The sequence below is a fragment of the Staphylococcus sp. HMSC035D11 genome (assembly GCF_001836075.1).
Classification (GTDB): Bacteria; Bacillota; Bacilli; order Staphylococcales; family Staphylococcaceae; genus Staphylococcus; species Staphylococcus hominis.
Map to the genome: position 1 here is coordinate 129960 of NZ_KV827241.1, position 20926 is coordinate 150885.

Below are 20926 nucleotides of genomic sequence, written 5' to 3' on the forward strand. Positions count from 1 at the left end.
ACCTGGTTCTCCGTTTTTTCCTTTTTCAATATGAGCTTGATATAGTTTTAAATTTTTATCATTCATAGTTGTATAAGCCACTGGCCATGGTGATAATCCGCGAATATGATTGTGTATCTCTTTAGCGCTTTTAGTCCAATCGATACGTTCATCTTCTCTGCTAATATTAGACGCAAACGTTGCTTTTGAATCATCTTGTGGAATACTTTCATTTGAACCATCTATAATAGAAGGTAATGTTTCTTTTAATAAATCTGCACCTAAAAAGCTTAATTTATCGTGCATTGATCCTACATTATCATCATCTTCAATGTCGATGGCCTTTTGAGAAATAATATTACCTGCATCTAACTTTTTCACCATATACATGATTGTAATACCCGTTTGTGCTTCACCATCTATAATGGCTTGGTGAATAGGTGCTCCACCACGATATTTTGGCAATAATGAGGCATGTACATTTACAGCACCTAACTTAGGAAGATTTAATAGACTTTCAGGTAATAATTGTCCAAATGCTGCCGTTACAATTAAATCAGGATTTAAATCCATAAGTTCATTTAACTCATTAGAATCTTTTAACTTTTCAGGTTGATATACTGGAATGTGATATGTTTCTGCCACTTTCTTTACAGGAGGAGGGGTTAATACACGCTTACGTCCTACTGGTCTGTCTGGTTGAGTAACTACTGCGATGACTTCATGTTCAGCGATTAACATCTCTAGTACTTTTGTTGAAAAATCTGGTGTTCCCATAAAAATTATCTTACTCATTGTCAAAATATGCCTCCACTTCTTTTTCAGTCAATATTTTTGTAGCACGTTCGGTAAATGGAATACCATCTAATTGATCAATGATGTGCAGTATCATTCTAGCCACATCATCATAAGCAGTTAATTCAATCTCGTGACCTTCTAAATCATTTGCTTCTACAGTTATCATTTTACTACGTTCTACCTCCCCAAATACATTAGGAAGATTAACCGAACCTTCTAAATCAATGATTTTTTCATTAGATTCTGTTTTGATTTTAGGATTGATTAATTGCAAGAGTCCTTCCGCTTCCATGTCAATTATAGCAACACGTTGACTTACACCAATTTGTGGCGCTGATAAAGCTGATGCTTCTTCAGAATATAAAGTGTCTTCAATATCTAATAATAAACGTTTTAAATTTTCATCAAAAGTTGTTATCTTTTTTGCTTTTTTAGATAAAACAGGATGAGTCGATGGAACTAATTTCTTTATTGCCACTTAGAACGCCTCCCGAAAAAAATTCATCATATTATTATAACGTAATTCAATTTAAAATGCGACCTTAGTCTTATCTTCACTCTTCTCAGATAACTTTAATTGCTTTTAATTTTTTTCATATCTAAAATAATTATGAAGACAATTAATATATTAAATAGACTAAGGAGGTATAAAGAATGGAAGTCAATAAAGTGATTTACATTATCCTAGCTGTCTTTTTAGGTGGCTTTGGCGTACACAAATTTTATGCTGGTAAAATGATGTCTGGTCTTCTTCATTTATTATTCTGTTGGACAGGAATTCCTCATATTATTGCAATCATCAGTGCGATTCTGACATTACTAAGACCAGCAGATGAAAATGGAAACGTAACAATGTAACATGTAAATACAAAAAGAGTTACACCACGCAGTTAAACGCAAACGGTGCAACTCTTTTTTTACATTAATATTTGAGGATTGATATCAATCCTTAACGATAATTTATCTTTAATATATGCTTCATGATAATAATCATCTAAGTACTGTAATGCATGAATTAATTCTGGCTCACTCTTGTATTTAACCAATATTTGAAAACGATGTTCGTTATTAATTCTAGCAATTGCCGCTGGAGAAGGTCCAAGTACGAGTGCTCTTTCTGAAAGATGTTGCAGTAAAATTTGATGTACATGTTTAGCAGCTTCCATTACTTTTTTCATATTTTTATGCGCAATAGTAAAATTAATTAAATAATAATAAGGTGGATATTTACCTAATTTTCTAAATTGCATTTCTTTATGATAAAACGTTAAATAATCATTTTTTTGAACATCTTCTATTGCATAATGAGTTGGATTATATGTTTGAATAATCACTTTACCGGGTTTTTCATGACGACCAGCACGACCTGAAACTTGTGTAAGTAACTGATACGTTCTTTCACTCGCTCTAAAGTCGGGCAAATTTAACATTGTGTCGGCATTAAGCACACCAACTAATGTTATATTTGGATAATCTAAACCTTTTGCAATCATTTGTGTGCCTAATAAAATATCGCCTTTTCCCTTTTCAAAATCAGTCAATAGCTTTTCATGTGCACCTTTTCTTGACGTCGTATCTACATCCATACGAATAATACGTGCCTCTTCAAATTCTTGTTGTAAAATTTCTTCTACCCTTTGTGTACCTGTACCAACCTGTCTGATATGCGGGCTTTCACAATTAGGACACAGGTTAGGAGGCAAGTCTTGATAGCCGCAATAGTGGCATTTTAGTTGGTCTGTCGTCTTATGATAAGTTAACGAAATATCGCAATGTGGACATTGTGGAACATATCCACAATCTCGACATAACATAAACGAAGCATAACCCCGTCGATTTAAAAATAAAACGATTTGTTCATTTTTATTCAGTCTATCATGAATCGCTTGTCTTAATTCTTCAGAGAACATGGAACGATTACCTGAACTTAGTTCTGCTCTCATATCAATGGTATCTATTGAAGGTAAAGCTTGTTGATTAACTCTTTCAGGTAAAGTAAGTAATTGATATACATTTTTTTCTGCCCGTGCATAAGATTCAAGACTTGGTGTCGCACTTCCTAATACTAATGGACATTGATGAAATTGACTTCTCCATTCTGCTATGTCTCTAGCATGATAACGTGGATAATCTTCTTGCTTATATGTTGATTCATGTTCTTCATCAATAATAATAATGCCTAAGTTTTTAAATGGTGCAAAGATACTTGATCTCGCACCTACGCTTACACGTGCTCTTCCATCTCTAATTTTTTGCCATTCATCATATCGTTCACCATTTGACAAACCTGAATGTAAGACAGCTACATCATCACCAAAACGTCGCTTAAAGCGTAAAACCATTTGTGGTGTCAGCGCAATTTCTGGAACAAGCATCATGGCTTGTTCATCTTTTTTTAATACTTCTTCAATGGCTTGCAAGTAGACTTCAGTTTTACCTGAACCTGTGACGCCGTGTAATAAAAATGTACGTTGTGCGTTGTGATCTATTTTTTCTTTAATTTGTTGAAATGCGTTATTTTGATCAGGGGTTAACATTCGTTTTTCTTCTTTTTCAAAGATACGATTTGCAAAAGGATCTCGTTCAATTTCAGCATCATATTTTTCAAGGAAACCTTTTTTGACGAGACCCTCTATACTTGATTTAGAAAACCCCATTTCTTCAAGTTCTTTTAAAAATACATTTCTATGATGTTCTTCTAAAAGATAAGCATACACATCATATTGTTTTAATTTCTTTTCTAGTAAAGCTAATATATCATCTGGATTGTATCCTTCAACAACTCGTACTGCACGCTGTGTTTTTCTTTTTGTATGTTGAGATAATATGGTTTCTTCTTCTATTAAATGTTGTTCAAGTAAACGATTTAATATATTTAAATGATTATTTTTTTGCGCATCTTTATACTTATAATATCCGTTGTTATCAAAATATTTTAATATATCTTCTTCAATATCATTGTGACGGACTATTTTAAATACTTTAGTGTATTTTGCTTTAATCGCGCTTGGAAGCATTGCCTCTAACACAGAAATGCGTTTTGAAATATGATAATGACTCAACCATTCACTTAATTGGATAAGTTCAGGTGTTAATTCTGGTCGAATATCTCTAATTTCTTTAATTGCTTTCAATTTATCTATATTGACATCTTCACTTGGTTGTTGTTGTATATCCATAACATATCCTTGAATGGTACGTGGACCAAACGGTACAACAACTCTTACACCCACTTTTATAAAATCTTTTAAATGGTCAGGTACGAGATAATCGAATTTAAAATCAACACTCTTAGAAGGAATATCTACAATGACCTTCGCAATCATTATTGCCACCTAGTTTCCAGTTCATCTAAAATTTGTTGTGCAAGTTGCACTTTCTTTCCTTTTTTTATATTAATACGTTGTCCATTTTTAAAATGCATAGTGAGTTCATTATCATCAGATTGAAATCCAATGGTCTGATCTCCTACATTATTCGAAATAATGACATCCGCATTTTTACGTTTTAATTTATCTTGTGCATAAGCATTAATATTTTGGGTTTCAGCTGCAAATCCGACCAAGTATTGATGTGTTTTATGTTCACCTAAATATTTCAAAATGTCCTTTGTTCGCTTAAAAGTGACAGAAAGATTGCCATCTTGTTTTTTCATTTTATGATTCAATACATCAGCCGGCGTATAATCTGAGACGGCTGCTGCTTTAACAACAATATCTTGTTCTTCATATCGACTTGTAACTGCATTAAACATTTCTTCTGCACTTTCTACATGAATGACTTCTACATTCTCTGGATTATCAAGTTGCGTTGGTCCTGCCACAAGCGTCACCTTTGCACCTCTTTTAGCTAAAGCTTCTGCAATTGCATATCCCATTTTTCCAGAGGAACGATTAGATACAAACCTTACTGGATCAATTACTTCAATTGTAGGACCGGCAGTAACTAAAGCATGTTTCCCTTCAAAAGAAGTATGAGATATGTGTGATAGTTCATTCTTATCTTTAAAATAATCATTTATGATTTTGACAATTTGAAGAGGTTCCTCCATACGTCCCTTTGCAATGTACCCACATGCTAAAAAACCATCTCCAGGTTCAATAAAATGATATTCATCGTCTTTTAATACAGAAATATTATGTTGCGTACGTTTATTTTCATACATATGAACATTCATAGCTGGAGCAATAAATTTAGGGGTTTCTGTAGCAAGTAGCGTTGATGTGACGATATCATCAGCAATACCTACACTTAATTTGGCAATAGTATTAGCGGTAGCAGGTGCAACAACGATACAGTCTGCCCAATCACCTAATGCTATATGTTGAATGTCTTCAGGATTTTCTTCAATAAATGTATTGGTATATACAGGGTTTCTACTAATGGCTTGAAAGGCTAAAGGTGTAACAAATTCTTGTGCATGATCAGTGAGCATTACTCTTACATCATAATTCGCTTGCGTAAGTTTACTAGTTAAATCAATTGCTTTATAAGCAGCAATGCCTCCTGTAACAGCTAATAGAATGTTCTTCATGATTCGACTCCTTTAGTTATATTTATAGTCTTCACTTTTAAATTTATTATACACAACTAAGATGAAAAACTAAAAACACGGGAGTAGAACAGATTTTTAATTCACTGTTCTACTCCCGCAAGATTAACTGATTCTAAAAACGCTTATATAAGTACATTTTCAATTGAATCAGAGATTGCAAAAATGTTTAAAAGTCTGAAATACATGGTAACTTATATTTCAGAACAACAACTTAACTGATAACAAAATAATTTTATTTATGCTTGAAACTCTTCAGGTACAACAGGTGAAATTTTTCCGCTTGCGATCTCTTCTAGTGCTTCACCTACAGGTTTTGCTGAATGATAACCCTTTAGTAATGCAGTTTCAGGCTTTTCGTCTAATTCACGTGCACGTTTAGCAGCTGTTGTTGCAATTAAATATTTTGAATTAATTTGTGATTGTAATTGATTTAACGGTGGGTTTAACATTATTTCTTTGCCTCCAATAACATTTTTCTATATATCGCTTCAACGCGTTCTCTTTTTAAGTGCTCGGCTTCTACAATTGATTGAATTCTTTCTTTAGCCAAATGAACTTCATCATTAACAACGACATAATCATAAAGATTCATCATTTCTACTTCTTTACGTGCTTCATTTACCCTACTTTGAATCTTTTCATCTGTTTCTGTACCGCGACCAATAAGACGTTCTTTCAAATGATCTAAGCTTGGCGGTGCAAGAAAGATAAATAATGCGTCAGGAAATTTTTTTCTTACTTGTTTCGCACCTTCAACTTCAATTTCTAAAAACACATCATGACCTTCAGCCATTGTATCTTTAACATATTGTACGGGTGTCCCATAGTAATTTCCTACATATTCGGCATATTCAATAAATTGATCTTCTTGAATTAATGCTTCAAATTCTTCTTTCGTTTTAAAAAAGTAATCTACACCGTTAACTTCTCCTTCTCGCATTTGACGCGTAGTCATCGAGATTGAGTATTTATATGATGTAGTTGGATCGTCAAATATCTCTTTACGAACAGTTCCTTTACCTACTCCTGAAGGACCTGAAAGAACAATTAGTAATCCTTTTTCATTATCCATGCCTTACGACCTCTCTAAGCTATTCTTCTATTATTTAAATATGATATCACATTGTTGTTTACGTTGTATAGAGTGTACTAGGATAAACTTAACTCATGACGCTCTATTGTTACCATGTTACAATATAATGAATGACAAAACTGAAGGTGGAAAAAATTATGGCTTATGATGGCTTATTTACAAAAAAGATAATAGAATCACTACAATTTTTAGTAACAGGTAGAATTCACAAAATTAATCAACCAGAAAATGACACAATCATTATGATTATTCGTCAAAATCGTAAAAACCATCATCTATTGTTATCTATTCATCCCAATTTTTCAAGAATGCATCTCACCAATAAAAAGTACGACAATCCCTTTGACCCACCAATGTTTGCACGTGTCTTTCGTAAGCATTTAGAGGGAGGTATTGTTAAATCAATACGACAAATCGGTAATGATCGTAGAGTAGAAATTGACATTGAAAGTAAAGATGAAATTGGCGATACGATATATCGAACAGTGATATTGGAAATCATGGGTAAACATAGTAATTTAATACTAGTAGATGATCAATATAAAATTATAGAAGGCTTTAAACACTTGACGCCAAATACAAATCAGTATCGTACAGTGATGCCTGGTTTCAAATATGAAGCTCCTCCTACTCAAAACAAACGAAATCCATATGATATTTCAAGTGATGAAGTGCTCAAATTCGTTGACTTTAATTCCGGAAAAATTGCTAAACAATTACTCAATGCGTTTGAAGGCTTTAGTCCTCTAATTACAAATGAAATTACAAATCGTTACCAATTTATGAATCAAGATACTCTACCTCAAGCTTTTGAAGAAGTGATTGACCAAACATTAAAAGTACCCGTACCAGTATTTCATAAAAATCATGAAACAGGTAAAGAAGATTTCTATTTTATGAAATTAAAACAATTCTCGGATGATATTGTTATCTATGATTCATTACATGATTTGTTAGATCGTTATTATGATGCTAGAGGTGAGCGAGAACGTGTAAAACAACGTGCGAATGATCTAGTACGCTTCGTACAACAACAATTACAAAAATATCAACACAAGTTAAGTAAACTTATAGACGAATACGAAAGTGCTAAAGATAAAGACACACAACAATTATACGGTGAACTCATTACTGCTAATATTTATCGTATTCAACAAGGTGACGCGTCTATAAACGTTCTAAATTATTATACTAATGAAGAAGTAACGATTCCATTAGACCCTACTAAATCACCATCTGTGAATGCTCAATACTACTATAAGCAATATAATCGAATGAAGACACGAGAAAAAGAACTCGATCTTCAAATTGCTCTTACACGTGAAAATATTGACTATTTTGCCAATATTGAACAGCAATTAGAACATATTACAGTTGATGAAATTGATGACATTCGTGATGAATTGGCAGAACAAGGATTTATGAAACAACGTAAAAATACTAAAAAGAAAAAACAAGATAAAATCCATTTACAAACATATATCTCTTCAGATGGAGACACGATTTTAGTAGGTAAAAATAACAAGCAAAATGATTATTTAACAAATCGTAAAGCTCAAAAATCACATATATGGTTCCATACTAAAGATATTCCAGGTTCGCATGTTGTCATTTTAAATGATGCACCGAGTGAGACTACGATAAAAGAGGCAGCAATGCTTGCGGGATATTTCTCTAAAGCTGGAAATTCTGGTCAGATACCGGTAGACTATACAGAAATCAAAAATGTCCATAAACCTTCTGGCGCTAAACCAGGATTTGTCACATATGATAATCAAAAAACGTTATATGCAACACCTGATTATGACCAAATCCAGCGTATGAAGCAGGATAAAAATTAAAAAAATAAAAATCCGTAGATGCTTTTTTTAAGTCATCTACGGATTTTATATATCATAGTGTCTATTTTTCTGGTAATGCAAGTTGGAAACTTACTCCAAATTTATCTTGCACCCATGCAAACTCACGAAATGGTGGCATAGAAGTTTTAGGCATCAGTATAGCACCTTCTTTTTTTAGACCATTAAATAAACGTTCCATTTCCATAGCATCTTCAACAGTGATATATAAAGAGATGGAAGGATTCATTGGTAATTCTTCACCATTATCGGCATCTATCGCCATGAATACTTGACCATTTAATGTGAAAATAGAATGTTGAACTGTCCCAGGTTCTCCAGGACCATCTTCTCCGTATTTTACCATTGTTAAAATCTCACTGTTTTTAAATAAGCTTGTATATAAATTGACTGCTTCTTCAGCTTGATTATTAAACATTAAAAATGGTGTTACTTTAGGTATTTCCATTGTAATCCTCCTATAATTTATAATTAATGTCTATTTTAAACTATTTTTAAAAATAATAAAAAGTTAGCTATTAAGAACTTTGAATTAAAAGTAGCTTTAATTTTGAAAACTTTCCATAAACAGTTAAAATTAAATAAAAGTATAATAGGAGGCATTTAATATGATGCATTATATTCTACCACTATTAGCAATGGTCATCGTTTTATTAATCGGATGGGTGTTAATTAAAATCTTTATACGTTAAGTTAATTATAGATTGATATAAAAAGATACATATAAATATGTTGATTCATATTTATATGTATCTTTCTTTCTATATTTAGATTTTATCTTTTTGACGTAAACGTGCTTTGGCTTTTTTAAAGAAGTCACTTGTATGCTCAAAAGATTCCATTTGTGCGTGATGCATATGTTTAATACTTTCTTTAATAGTTAACACATGTGCTGTTTGTTTAAATTCTTTTTCACTGTATAAAAATTGATTCACATGTTTTAACTGATTATAAAATGCATTATTATCTTTGTCTTTAGACAACTTTATCACCCTTTAAGCGAAACTTAGAGATTATCGCGCCAATCCACTAATGTTTGAATATCATTTTCTGAAATTTTGCCTTCTTCTTTAGCTACTTCAATAAGTTCATTATAATTACTTAGCGTATAGAATGGTAGATTCGCTTGTTTGAACATGTCGTCTGCTTTAGCTAGACCATAAGTAAAGATTGCAACTACACCTACGACTTCAGCCCCTGCTTCTCTTAAAGCTTCCACTGCAGTAATTGACGATCCCCCTGTTGAAATTAAATCTTCCACGACAACGACTTTTTTATTTTTACTTTGTGCGCCTTCAATTTGATTTTGTTTACCATGACTTTTACTTTTAGATCGTACATAGTTCATTGGTAAGTTTAGTTTTTCAGAAATATAAGCAGCATGTGGAATACCAGCAGTTGCTGTTCCTGAAATAACCTCTACATTATCAAAATGTTCTGTAATAAGTTCACTTAATCCATCACGAATGTCTTGACGTACTTTAGGGTAACCTAATGTAATACGATTATCACAATAAATAGGTGATTTTATGCCTGAACTCCATGTGAATAAGTCATTGGGTGATAAACTTACTGCTTCAATATCTAATAATGATTTTGCTATGTGTTTTGACATATTAACTTAACCAACTTTCCTTTATTTTTGTATAACTCTCTTGTGGATGCTCACTTTGAGTTATTGGACGACCCACTACAATGTGAGTTGAACCTAATTGTTTCGCGTCTTCTGGAGTTGTAATACGTTTTTGATCATTCACCGCTGCACCTTTAGGTCTGATACCAGGCGTCACCTTTAAAAAGTCAGAACCTAGAGACTTTGTCAGTAATTTAGCTTCTAATGGTGAACATACTACGCCATCTAATCCTGACTCCTGCGCTAATTTTGCATAATTCAACACTGCTTCTTCAATAGACGTTTGGATATTTTGTTCTTGATGAAGCATTTCTTCAGTCGTTGATGTTAATTGAGTCACTGCTATTATTTTAGTAGTTTCATTATATTTACGTAACCCTTTTACAGCATGTTTCATCATTTCAGTTCCACCAGCAGCATGCACGTTAACTAAATCAACATTTAACTTACCTAAACCCTCCATAGCTTTTTGAACTGTATTAGGAATATCGTGTAACTTAAGGTCTAAAAATATATCATGTCCACGTTCTTTTATTTTCTTAATTAAAGCTGGTCCAGTTTGATAATATAATTCCATTCCTACTTTTACAAAAAGTGGTTCATCAAATTGATCTAAAAAATCAAGAACATGATCCTCAGAATCAAAATCTAAAGCTATAATTGGTAAATCTCTCATTCATTAAACTCCTTTAAATAACTCACTTTTATTTTAAAAAGAAGCGACTTGTGCTTAAACATAAAGCAAGTTAACACATAAGTCGCTTATAATTACGGCATTACATATTTCTCATTGAAAATGTCATACTTTCAATGACATTTGTTAATGCACTTGCAGTATCTAATGAAGTTAAACATGGCACTCCGTTTTCTACAGTAGTACGTCGAATTTGGAAGCCATCTCTTTCAACTTCTTTACCTTTTGTCATTGTGTTAATAACAATTTGTACATCCCCATTTTGAATACGTGTTAATAAATCATCTTCTCCACCGATTTTACCAACAACTTCAACAGGGATATTGTGCGCTTCTAATTTTTGTGCAGTACCTTGTGTAGCTAAGATTTTATAACCTACTTCATTTAAACGGTGCGCAATATCAACGATTTCTTCTTTATCTTTATCACTTACTGTCATTAATACGGTACCATGATCTTTTACTTCTACACCACTACCTGTTAAACCTTTATATAAAGCTTTTTCAAGTGTTAAATCTTTACCCATCACTTCACCGGTAGATTTCATTTCAGGTCCAAGTGTCACGTCAACATTTTTTAATTTATTAAAACTAAATACCGGTGCTTTAACAAACACACCCTCTGAATATGGTTGAATACCTTGTTGATAGCCTAAATCTTTAAGCTTTGTACCCATTATTGCTTGCATGGCAAGTTGTGCCATTTGAATATCAGTAATTTTACTTAAGAAAGGCACTGTACGACTTGCACGTGGATTAACTTCTAATACATACACACCATCATGTGCAATAACGAATTGAATATTGATGAGACCCACAATGTTTAATCCTTTAGCTAATTTAATTGTATAATCTTCGAGAGTTTTTATTTCTTTATCGCTCAATGTTTGTGGTGGATACACTGCAATTGAATCACCGCTATGAACACCTGCACGTTCAATGTGCTCCATAATACCAGGAATAATAACTGTTTCACCATCAGAAATTGCATCGACTTCTATTTCTTTACCTGTTAAATATCTATCCACTAATACTGGATGTTCTGGACTTGCTTTAACAGCTTGTTCCATATAGTCTTCTAATTCTGCATCACTATTTACAATCTCCATGGCACGACCACCTAATACATAAGAAGGTCGTACAACTACTGGATAACCAATTTCGCGTGCATTTTCTAATGCTTCTTTAGGAGAAGTGGCTGTTTTACCTTTAGGTTGTGGCACATCAATTTTTCTTAAAAGTGCTTCAAATTCTTTTCTATCTTCTGCACGATTTAAATCTTCTAATGATGTTCCTAAGATTTTCACACCATGTTTAGCTAATTTATCAGCTAAATTGATTGCTGTTTGACCACCAAATTGAACTACTACACCTTTAGGTTGCTCTAAATTAATGATATTCATTACATCTTCTTCAGTTAGCGGTTCAAAATATAATTTATCTGAAATTGAAAAGTCTGTTGATACTGTCTCTGGATTATTATTAACAATGATTGCTTCATATCCGGCATTTTGAATTGCCCAAACTGCATGCACTGTCGCATAATCAAACTCTACACCTTGTCCGATACGTATTGGTCCAGAACCTAATACTAAAATTTTCTCTTTATCTGTAACTATAGATTCATTTTCTGTTTCATATGTTCCGTAATAGTATGGTGTAGATGATTCAAATTCTGCTGCACACGTGTCTACCATTTTATACACAGGTTTAATATCATTATCTTGACGTAATTGATATACTTCTTCTTCAGTCATATCAAAGCGATGAGCAATCACTTTATCACTGAAACCATAATCTTTTGCATATTTAAGATATTCTAAGTCTCCTGGATGCGCTTTAAGTTCATGTTCAATATGAATAATATTAAGGAATTTATTTAAGAAGAAATAATCAATTTTAGTCATTTCATGAATTTCTTGTAATGATGTGCCACGTCGAATCGCTTCACCAATAAAGAATAAACGCTCATCATCTTGATGACTAATACGTTCTTTAATGTAGTCTAAGTCATAACTTTCACCGTTTGGTAAACCAAGATGATGGACACCATATTCTAATGAACGAATCGCTTTTAATAATGATTCTTCATATGTACGACCAATAGCCATCACTTCACCAGTAGCCTTCATTTGTGTTCCTAATTCACGTTCACCTTTTTCGAATTTATCAAATGGGAAACGTGGAATTTTTGAAATGACATAATCAAGTGTTGGTTCAAACGCAGCATAAGATGTTCCAGTTATAGGATTTAGCATCTCATCTAATGTTAAACCAACCGCAATTTTAGCCGCTAATTTAGCAATTGGATAGCCTGTTGCTTTTGATGCTAGTGCAGATGAACGAGACACACGTGGATTAACTTCAATAATGTAATAATTTAATGAATATGGATCTAAAGCCAGCTGTACATTACAACCACCTTCAATACCTAAAGCACGAATCACTTTAAGCGATACATCACGTAACATTTGGTATTCAACATCTGATAGTGTCTGACTAGGAGCTACAACAACTGAATCTCCAGTATGGATACCTACTGGGTCAATATTTTCCATATTACATACTACAATGGCATTGTCATTTTTATCACGCATCACTTCATATTCAATTTCTTTATATCCTGCTATTGATTTTTCAATTAAACATTGAGTCGCTGGACTATAATGTAATCCATTACTTACAACTTCTTTTAATTCTTCATCATTATGACAGATACCACCACCAGTACCCCCCATTGTAAAGGCAGGACGTACAATTAATGGATATCCTACTTGTTCTTTGAATGCAAATGCTTGTTCTACAGTATTTACTATATCACTTTCAGGTACCGGAACATCTAATTCATTCATCAATGATCGGAATAATTCTCTATCTTCTGCTTGTTGTATAGATTCTAATTTTGTACCTAATAACTCTACATTATTTGCTTTTAATACACCGCTATCATGTAATTGTATTGCCATATTTAAACCTGTTTGTCCACCTAATGTAGGTAATAATGCATCAGGTTGTTCTTTACGAATGATACGTGCAATAAAGTCATGAGTTAAAGGTTCAATATATACTTTATCTGCAATTTCTTTATCAGTCATAATAGTTGCAGGATTTGAGTTTACTAAAATAACACGGTATCCTTCTTCTTTTAAAGCAAGACACGCTTGTGTTCCAGCATAGTCAAATTCTGCAGCTTGTCCAATAATAATAGGACCTGAACCAATTACTAAAATCGTTTTAATATCGTCACGTTTAGGCATTCGTTTTACTCTCCTTTTTATTATCTTTAAAATCTCTCATCATGTCTAAGAACTCATCAAATAAGTAATTTGAGTCACTTGGGCCTGGTCTTGCCTCTGGATGATATTGCACTGAAAAGGCTGGTAATGTTTTATGTCTTAATCCTTCAACCGTACCATCATTTAAAGCAATATGTGTCACTTCTAAATCTGTATTTTCTAATGAGTCTTTATCAATAGCATAACCGTGATTTTGACTTGTGATATCGACTTTACCTGTGCGTAAATCTTTTACAGGATGATTCGCACCACGATGTCCGAACTTCATCTTAAATGCTTTGGCACCTTGAGATAATGCAAATAACTGATGACCAAGACAAATGCCAAAGAATGGTATATTTCCTAAAACACCTTTAATCATATCTAAGGCAACATTAACTTCTTCTGGATCTCCAGGTCCATTTGAAAGCATGACACCATCTGGTGACATTGCTAATATTTCCTCTGCTGAAGTATCATAAGGTACTACAGTAACATTACATCCTCTTGAATTAAGCTCTCTAACAATATTTTGCTTTTTACCAAAGTCTAATAACACGACGCTTAAATCTGAGCCTGTTGATACATACGGTGTTTTTGTTGACACAGTAGTTACCTCATCACGAGGTAATTCTGCAGTTTTTAAGTTAGCTGCAAGTGATTCAATTTCCTCTTTATTGTCAGTAAATCCTGCTTTTAATACACCATATTTTCTAATTTTTCTAGTAATACTGCGTGTATCTACCCCTGAAATACCAGGAATTTGATATTGAACAAGCACTTCATGTAATGTTTTTTGTTTTCTAAAATTACTTGGATGCGTACTTGCTTCCTTAACCACTACCCCATTTAATGTAGGTGTAAGTGATTCAAAATCGTCTCTATTAATACCATAATTTCCAATTAAAGGATAAGTAAATGTAACAATTTGACCAGTATATGATGGATCAGAAATCGTTTCTTGATATCCAGTCATCGCTGTATTAAATACAATTTCACCGATTGATAATTGATCTGACCCTAATTTATATCCTTCATAATATGAACCATCTTCAAATACGAGATATCTACGTTCAAACATTTTACTTGTCCTCCTTAAATTTAACTTCACCCTCAACCATTGTTAAAACAGGGTTACCATATACTTTATATCCTATAAATGGTGTATTATCTGCTTTAGATAAGAAGTCTTCACCACGAATTTCTCTTTCTTCATCTAAATTGATGATTGTTAAGTCTGCATAGCTGCCTTCTTCTAATTTTCCATAAGGTAAATCAAATATTTGTGCTGGTTTAATTGTTAAGTAATCAACAAGTTGTTGTAATGACCAGTCTCCATTTTTAACAAAATGAGTATATAATAATGGGAAGGCTGTTTCACTTCCTACAATACCAAATGGTGCTTTTGTCATTGGCTGAGCTTTTTCTTCTTTGGCATGAGGCGCGTGATCTGTAGCAATACAATCAATGGTACCATCTAGTAATCCTTCTAATAATGCATCTCTATCTTCTTTACTTCTTAATGGTGGATTCATTTTAAAAATGGCATTATCACCTGGAACATCATCTTCAGTTAATAACAGATGATGTGGTGTCACTTCAGCAGTAACATGAATGCCTGCTGCTTTAGCATCACGAATTGCTCTTACACTTTCTTTTGTTGAAACGTGGCACACATGATAGTGACAATTTGCTGCTTCTGCTAATAAAACGTCTCGTGCAATTTGTACAGATTCACAAATGTTTGGAATGCCAGGAATACCTAATTCTTCACTACGTTTACCTTGATGCATTGCACCACCATAAATTAAGCTATTATCTTCACAATGAGCAACAACTGCTTTATTTAATTTTGCAGCTTGTTGCATCGCTTCATACATCATTGCTGACTCCTGAACACCTACACCATCATCTGTAAATGCAAATGCACCCTCTTTTGAAAGTGCTTCAAAATCAACATGCTCTTTACCAGCTTGACGAATTGTAATTGATGCATAAGGCAAGACACGGACTTGTGCATTTTCTTTAATTAATGATTGCAACTGATCCATGTGTTCTACTGTATCAGGTACAGGACGTGTATTAGGCATAGGACATACTGTTGTAAATCCTCCACGTGCAGCTGCTTTTGTTCCAGTTTCAATTGTTTCTTTATGTTCTCCACCTGGTTCTCTTAAATGTACATGCACATCTACTAGTCCTGGTGCTACAAACTGACCATTTGCATCAATGACTTCAGTACCTTCATCAATATTAATATTTTCATTCATTTCCTTGATATATTGTCCATCAATTAAAATTGACGTTGATTTAAGTTCACCATTGTCTAAAATTTTAGCATTTTTTATAAGTTTCATAATTATTCTCCTTTTCTTGATAAAAGTTTATCTATTACAGCCATTCTTAAATACATTCCATTTTCCATTTGTTTAAAGATTCTTGACTTAGGTGCTTCAACTAGTTCACTATCGATTTCTACGCCACGATTTACTGGAGCAGGATGCATCACTATCGCATCATCTTTTAAACGACGATACCTTTCTTTAGTTAACCCATATTGTTCATGATAATGATCAGCTTTAAAGTTTGCTTCATCAGTAATACCATGTCTTTCATGTTGAACTCTTAAAAGCATAATGATATCAACTTTATCAATCACATCATCAATATTTACATAGGGAGCATCTAATGTTTCATCTACCCATTCATTAGGACTTGAGAACATTACTTTAGCGCCAAGTGAGGTTAAACTTGTATAATTACTTCTTGCTACACGAGAATTTTTAATATCTCCACATATTAAAATATTTAATCCTTCAAACGTTTCGTATTCTTCATAAATCGTCATTATATCCAATAAGCTTTGAGTAGGATGCTGACCACTACCATCTCCAGCATTTGCAATCGGAATATTTAAATTTTCTAGTTCTTCGTAATATGCATTTTGAGGATGCCTAATGACTAATAAATTGACGCCAATACTCTCTAACGTTTTACAAGTGTCATAAAGTGATTCTCCTTTTTGTACTGAAGAAGTGCTTGTTTCAAAGTTAACTTGTTTCAATCCAAGATTAAGTTCAGCTACTTCAAAACTGCATTTTGTACGTGTTGAATTTTCAAAGAATAAGTTAGATACATATTTTCCTTCATACTGAGGGACAATTTCTTTTCCTGATTTAAAACGACTCGCTGTTTGAATAAGATTAAAAATATCGTCGTTTGTTAAATATTCCATTGAAAATAAATTTTTCATGACCTGCCTCCTAAAAGATCCTCTTTTATTTAATGTCTGATTCTTCTTTTTCTTTTGGCAAAATAAGATTTAATATGATTCCTGATAATGCTGCTAAAGCCATGCCTTCAATTTGTAGGTTCACACCAAGACTTTTTAAATTGATAAGTAAATTTCCAATACCAACTACTAGTACTACTGATGCAATAACTAAATTACGATTACTAGCAAAATCAACACGACTTTCTACCAACATTCTAAGTCCACTTGCTGCAATAATACCGAATAATAAGATAGATACACCACCCATAACTGGTGTAGGAATTGATGAAATTAATGCTGAGAACTTACCTATAAATGATAAGATAATTGCAATCACTGCTGCGCCACCAATGACATAGATACTATATATTTTTGTAATTGCGAGTACACCAATATTTTCGCCATAAGTTGTACTAGGCGGTCCTCCAATAATACTAGCGAACATTGTTGAAACACCATCACCTATAATTGAACGATGTAAACCTGGATTTTCAAAGAAATTACGTCCTACAATTTTATTAATTACCATTTGATGGCCAATATGTTCACTGACTGTTACAAATACTATAGGCAACATGACTAAAATAAGTCCGATATGTATCGATGGAACATAATCTTTAAATGGTAAATATATATCTGGAAAATCTAGCCAACTGGCTTTAGCAATTGGTTTGAAATTAACAATGCCTACAAAAATTGACACAATATAACCTACAATAATTCCTATTAATACAGGAATAAGAGAAAGGAAGCCTTTAAAGAATCCTTGAACAATAATAGTTACAAGTAAGGTTACTAATGCTACTAATAAATAGCTTAAATTGTAACCCTTCATATCTCCTGAATTCTCATACATTGCCATGTTTACTGCTGTTGGTGCGAGACTTAAACCAATGACCATAATAACTGGACCAACAACAACTGGTGGTAAAAGATGCATCAACCAACCGGTACCACTTAATTTTATGAAGATACCAATAACGATATACATTACGCCACTAGCGAATAATGCGACAAGCATATCTCCTAAACTGTGTGTACTTAACCCCGTAATAATTGGAGTAATAAATGCAAAGCTTGAACCTAAATAGGCAGGTATCTTTGCTTTAGTAATTAATATATATAGTAATGTTCCTATCCCAGATGCTAATAATGCTGCAGAAATAGGTAACCCTGTTAAAAATGGAACAAGGACAGTTGAACCAAACATTGCAAATAGATGTTGTAAGCTTAAAAACGCCCATTGTGCTGGTTTTGGTTTATCTTTTACATCTAGTACTGGTTTGACAGTACGTTTAAACATTTGCTCATTTTCCATGAAATGTTCTTCCTTTCTAAAAAAGTCTCTTTACACTATGGTAAAGAGACTAAAATAAATTAATGAAATATTATAAAAAGCTTCTTTAAGTTTTTTATAACATGACATAGGAAAAGTATTTAATTTAAGTGAGACATATCATCTATCCAATTAATAAATACATTACACGCTCACCATTAAATACTTTACCTTTTTCAGTCTCTCGTACTGGTTTAAAAGGTTAGTTATTCAATTACTACTGCATTTCTATCATCTATTTCTTCAAGATAAACAGATACTGCTTCATCTTTTGCAGTAGGTATATTCTTTCCAACAAAGTCTGCTCTAATTGGCAGTTCACGATGGCCACGATCCACAAGGGCAGCGAGGCCAATTTTTATAGGTCGAGAATGTAATAAAATTGCATCTAAAGATGCTCTAACTGTTCGTCCAGTATAAAGTACATCATCAATAATGATCACTATCTTATCTGTAACATCTTGATCAATTTCAATGGCATCTTTAGTGATAGGCTTTTTCGAGTTTTCAATATCATCTCTAAAATGAGTAATGTCAATCGTACCTGTTGGAACTACATGATGTTCAATTTGTTTAATTTTTTCTTGAATACGACGTGCTAAAAATTCGCCTCTTGTTTTAATACCTAAAAGAACAAGTTGTTCAGTTCCTTTATTATATTCTAGAATTTCATGTGCTATACGTGTAACAGTACGTTGTATAGCTGCTTCGTCCATAATAATACGTTCTGACATGATTACACCTCTTAAAAGAAAAAACCTCATGCCTTTTACAAAGACATGAGGTTTAATGTATATAAAAATATTTTATATGATTCGTCTGATAACAATCGAACAATTAAAGTTAATCATATTTATATCATTAGTCACCCTGTCTTTTGAGCCTCTCTGGACTCTTTTTAAAAGACACTGTTTTGTTTAATTTTAACTGTTATTAGCTTAAATCTTTTTAGTTCATAAGTCAATATGCTTTCTTTTAATTTACGACTTTGTTCTCTAATTTTATGATTCTCTTAATCGAATATCTTCTAATAGCGATTGAAACTCTTGAGGTAACTCAGCATGACGTTCAATATATTCATGAGTGACAGGATGTTCAAAACCAATAACTCCAGCATGTAAAGCTTGTCCACCAATATCTAATGTTTTTCTAGGACCATATTTAGGATCTCCAACAAGTGGGAACCCAATATATTTCATATGAACACGAATTTGATGAGTACGACCTGTTTCTAATTGACATTCAATTAATGTATAGTCATTGAAATGTTCTATTACATTAAAATGAGTCACTGCTTCTTTTCCATCATCAACAACATCCATAGATTGACGGTCTTTTTTGTTTCTGCCTATTGGAGCATCAATTGTTCCATAATCATGAGGGATATTACCATGTACTAAAGCTGTATACTTACGCTTTACTGTTTTATCCATAAGTTGTTCTACTAGACCACGATGTGCTATATCATTTTTAGCTACCATAAGTAAACCAGACGTATCTTTATCAATACGATGAACAATACCAGGACGTATCTCTCCATTGATACCTGATAAATCTTTAATTTGATACATTAACCCATTAACTAATGTACCTGTATAATGACCTGGTGAAGGGTGTACAACCATGCCTTTAGGTTTATAAACAATGGCTACATCTTCATCTTCATAATAAATATCTAAATTGAGGTTCTCCGGTAAAATATCGGCTTCAACCACTTCTTTTTCAGTCACTTGAATCTCATCATTTAATTTAACTTTATAATTTGATTTGATTATTTTACCATTAACAGTGACTAAATCATTTTTAATCCAATCTTGAAGTTGACTTCTAGACCACTCACTATTGAAATCAGATAATAATTTATCAATACGCTGACCTACGAGTGCTTCATCTTCTATTTTATATTCATACGTTTCCACTACGTGCCCTCCTATTCTTTTTTAGTTGCATCCTTAACCAATGCAATAATGACAAAAATAACACCAATTGTTAAGCTTGAATCTGCGATATTAAAAATTGGAAAATCATATCCAAAAATATTTGTATCAATGAAATCAACAACTTCACCATTGAATAAACGATCGATAAAGTTACCTAATGCACCAGCAAATAATAAGCTAATTGCAACTTGCATAAACGCATTATATTTAGTTTCTTTAATATAAAATATAATAAGTACAGCTAAAATAATAAGAGTAATAATATAGAAAAATCCCATTTTACCACTTAAAATCCCCCATGCTGCACCATTATTTCTATGTGATGTAATATTTAAAAAATGAGGAATCACTTCATAAGAATCACCAATGTTCATGATTGCTGTAATTATTTTTTTAGTTAATTGGTCTATAATTAAAATCACGATGGCTACTATTAAAGATAAACCAATATAATATTTCTTTTTCATTCATGTGCCTCCATTCAGCCCTCA

At 32.8% G+C, this 20926-nt stretch carries 20 protein-coding genes; 2 read left to right on the plus strand and 18 right to left on the minus strand.

The genetic code is table 11. The annotated features are described in order from the left end of the window. Together fmt and HMPREF2647_RS06095 are read right to left on the minus strand one after the other, a co-directional pair. On the minus strand, nucleotides 1-774 hold a 774-nt coding region (gene fmt, locus HMPREF2647_RS06090; RefSeq protein WP_070859741.1), incomplete at its 3' end, for a methionyl-tRNA formyltransferase. Next, complete coding sequence (locus HMPREF2647_RS06095) at nucleotides 767-1255, minus strand: peptide deformylase (RefSeq protein WP_017174568.1); 489 nt, start codon at nucleotides 1253-1255, stop codon at nucleotides 767-769. The genes HMPREF2647_RS06095 and fmt, both read right to left, overlap by 8 nt. A 176-nt stretch (nucleotides 1256-1431) precedes the next feature. Between HMPREF2647_RS06095 and HMPREF2647_RS06100 the strand changes: the two genes are divergently transcribed. Then, nucleotides 1432-1635 (plus strand): TM2 domain-containing protein, encoded by a 204-nt coding sequence (locus tag HMPREF2647_RS06100; protein WP_002448731.1) that lies wholly within the window; start codon nucleotides 1432-1434, stop codon nucleotides 1633-1635. A 59-nt stretch (nucleotides 1636-1694) separates the two neighbouring features. Here the strand turns inward: HMPREF2647_RS06100 and priA are convergent, their stop codons facing one another. The 4 genes from priA to gmk all read right to left on the minus strand — a co-directional run bounded on the left by priA (nucleotide 1695) and on the right by gmk (nucleotide 6404). Further along, on the minus strand, nucleotides 1695-4103 hold the full coding sequence (gene priA / locus HMPREF2647_RS06105; RefSeq protein WP_070859721.1) for a primosomal protein N': 2409 nt from the start codon (nucleotides 4101-4103) through the stop codon (nucleotides 1695-1697). Next, complete coding sequence (coaBC, locus tag HMPREF2647_RS06110) at nucleotides 4103-5311, minus strand: bifunctional phosphopantothenoylcysteine decarboxylase/phosphopantothenate--cysteine ligase CoaBC (RefSeq protein ID WP_019835570.1); 1209 nt, start codon at nucleotides 5309-5311, stop codon at nucleotides 4103-4105. The genes priA and coaBC overlap by 1 nt, the downstream gene beginning before the upstream one ends. 257 nt (nucleotides 5312-5568) lie before the next feature. Continuing rightward, nucleotides 5569-5781 carry a DNA-directed RNA polymerase subunit omega gene (gene rpoZ / locus HMPREF2647_RS06115; RefSeq protein WP_049379526.1) on the minus strand — a complete coding sequence of 71 codons (213 nt, stop codon included), beginning with the start codon at nucleotides 5779-5781 and terminating at the stop codon, nucleotides 5569-5571. Further along, nucleotides 5781-6404 (minus strand): guanylate kinase, encoded by a 624-nt coding sequence (gene gmk, locus HMPREF2647_RS06120; protein ID WP_002448723.1) that lies wholly within the window; start codon nucleotides 6402-6404, stop codon nucleotides 5781-5783. Before gmk ends, rpoZ begins: the two co-directional genes overlap by 1 nt. A gap of 158 nt (nucleotides 6405-6562) precedes the next feature. On the opposite strand from gmk, the gene HMPREF2647_RS06125 reads away from it, so the two are divergent. Beyond that, nucleotides 6563-8266 carry an Rqc2 family fibronectin-binding protein gene (locus HMPREF2647_RS06125; protein WP_049379527.1) on the plus strand — a complete coding sequence of 568 codons (1704 nt, stop codon included), beginning with the start codon at nucleotides 6563-6565 and terminating at the stop codon, nucleotides 8264-8266. A gap of 61 nt (nucleotides 8267-8327) precedes the next feature. Here the strand turns inward: HMPREF2647_RS06125 and HMPREF2647_RS06130 are convergent, their stop codons facing one another. The 12 genes from HMPREF2647_RS06130 to lspA form a co-directional block, all read right to left on the minus strand. Then, nucleotides 8328-8732 (minus strand): VOC family protein, encoded by a 405-nt coding sequence (locus HMPREF2647_RS06130; RefSeq protein ID WP_017174564.1) that lies wholly within the window; start codon nucleotides 8730-8732, stop codon nucleotides 8328-8330. A gap of 319 nt (nucleotides 8733-9051) precedes the next feature. After that, nucleotides 9052-9276, minus strand: coding sequence for a hypothetical protein (locus tag HMPREF2647_RS06135; protein WP_231103763.1), 225 nt, complete (start codon nucleotides 9274-9276; stop codon nucleotides 9052-9054). A gap of 14 nt (nucleotides 9277-9290) precedes the next feature. After that, nucleotides 9291-9899 (minus strand): orotate phosphoribosyltransferase, encoded by a 609-nt coding sequence (gene pyrE, locus HMPREF2647_RS06140; RefSeq protein WP_017174562.1) that lies wholly within the window; start codon nucleotides 9897-9899, stop codon nucleotides 9291-9293. Nucleotide 9900: 1 nt separating this feature from the next. After that, a complete protein-coding gene (gene pyrF, locus HMPREF2647_RS06145) occupies nucleotides 9901-10593 on the minus strand; it encodes an orotidine-5'-phosphate decarboxylase (protein WP_017174561.1) in 693 nt (230 codons plus the stop codon). Nucleotides 10594-10693: 100 nt separating this feature from the next. Continuing rightward, nucleotides 10694-13867, minus strand: coding sequence for a carbamoyl-phosphate synthase large subunit (gene carB, locus HMPREF2647_RS06150; RefSeq protein WP_048762369.1), 3174 nt, complete (start codon nucleotides 13865-13867; stop codon nucleotides 10694-10696). After that, nucleotides 13860-14966, minus strand: coding sequence for a carbamoyl phosphate synthase small subunit (locus HMPREF2647_RS06155; RefSeq protein ID WP_017174559.1), 1107 nt, complete (start codon nucleotides 14964-14966; stop codon nucleotides 13860-13862). Before HMPREF2647_RS06155 ends, carB begins: the two co-directional genes overlap by 8 nt. Nucleotide 14967: 1 nt before the next feature. Then, nucleotides 14968-16242, minus strand: coding sequence for a dihydroorotase (locus tag HMPREF2647_RS06160; protein WP_017174558.1), 1275 nt, complete (start codon nucleotides 16240-16242; stop codon nucleotides 14968-14970). Between the two features lie 2 nt (nucleotides 16243-16244). Next, nucleotides 16245-17138, minus strand: coding sequence for an aspartate carbamoyltransferase catalytic subunit (locus HMPREF2647_RS06165; protein ID WP_017174557.1), 894 nt, complete (start codon nucleotides 17136-17138; stop codon nucleotides 16245-16247). Between the two features lie 25 nt (nucleotides 17139-17163). Further along, nucleotides 17164-18477 (minus strand): uracil-xanthine permease family protein, encoded by a 1314-nt coding sequence (locus tag HMPREF2647_RS06170; protein ID WP_048680024.1) that lies wholly within the window; start codon nucleotides 18475-18477, stop codon nucleotides 17164-17166. A gap of 224 nt (nucleotides 18478-18701) precedes the next feature. Beyond that, nucleotides 18702-19229: a bifunctional pyr operon transcriptional regulator/uracil phosphoribosyltransferase PyrR gene (pyrR, locus tag HMPREF2647_RS06175; RefSeq protein WP_017174555.1), complete on the minus strand. Its 528-nt coding sequence runs from the start codon at nucleotides 19227-19229 to the stop codon at nucleotides 18702-18704. A gap of 267 nt (nucleotides 19230-19496) precedes the next feature. Beyond that, complete coding sequence (locus HMPREF2647_RS06180) at nucleotides 19497-20414, minus strand: RluA family pseudouridine synthase (RefSeq protein ID WP_017174554.1); 918 nt, start codon at nucleotides 20412-20414, stop codon at nucleotides 19497-19499. 11 nt (nucleotides 20415-20425) lie between these two features. Further along, a complete protein-coding gene (gene lspA / locus HMPREF2647_RS06185) occupies nucleotides 20426-20902 on the minus strand; it encodes a signal peptidase II (RefSeq protein WP_048762366.1) in 477 nt (158 codons plus the stop codon). Nucleotides 20903-20926 lie beyond the last annotated feature (24 nt).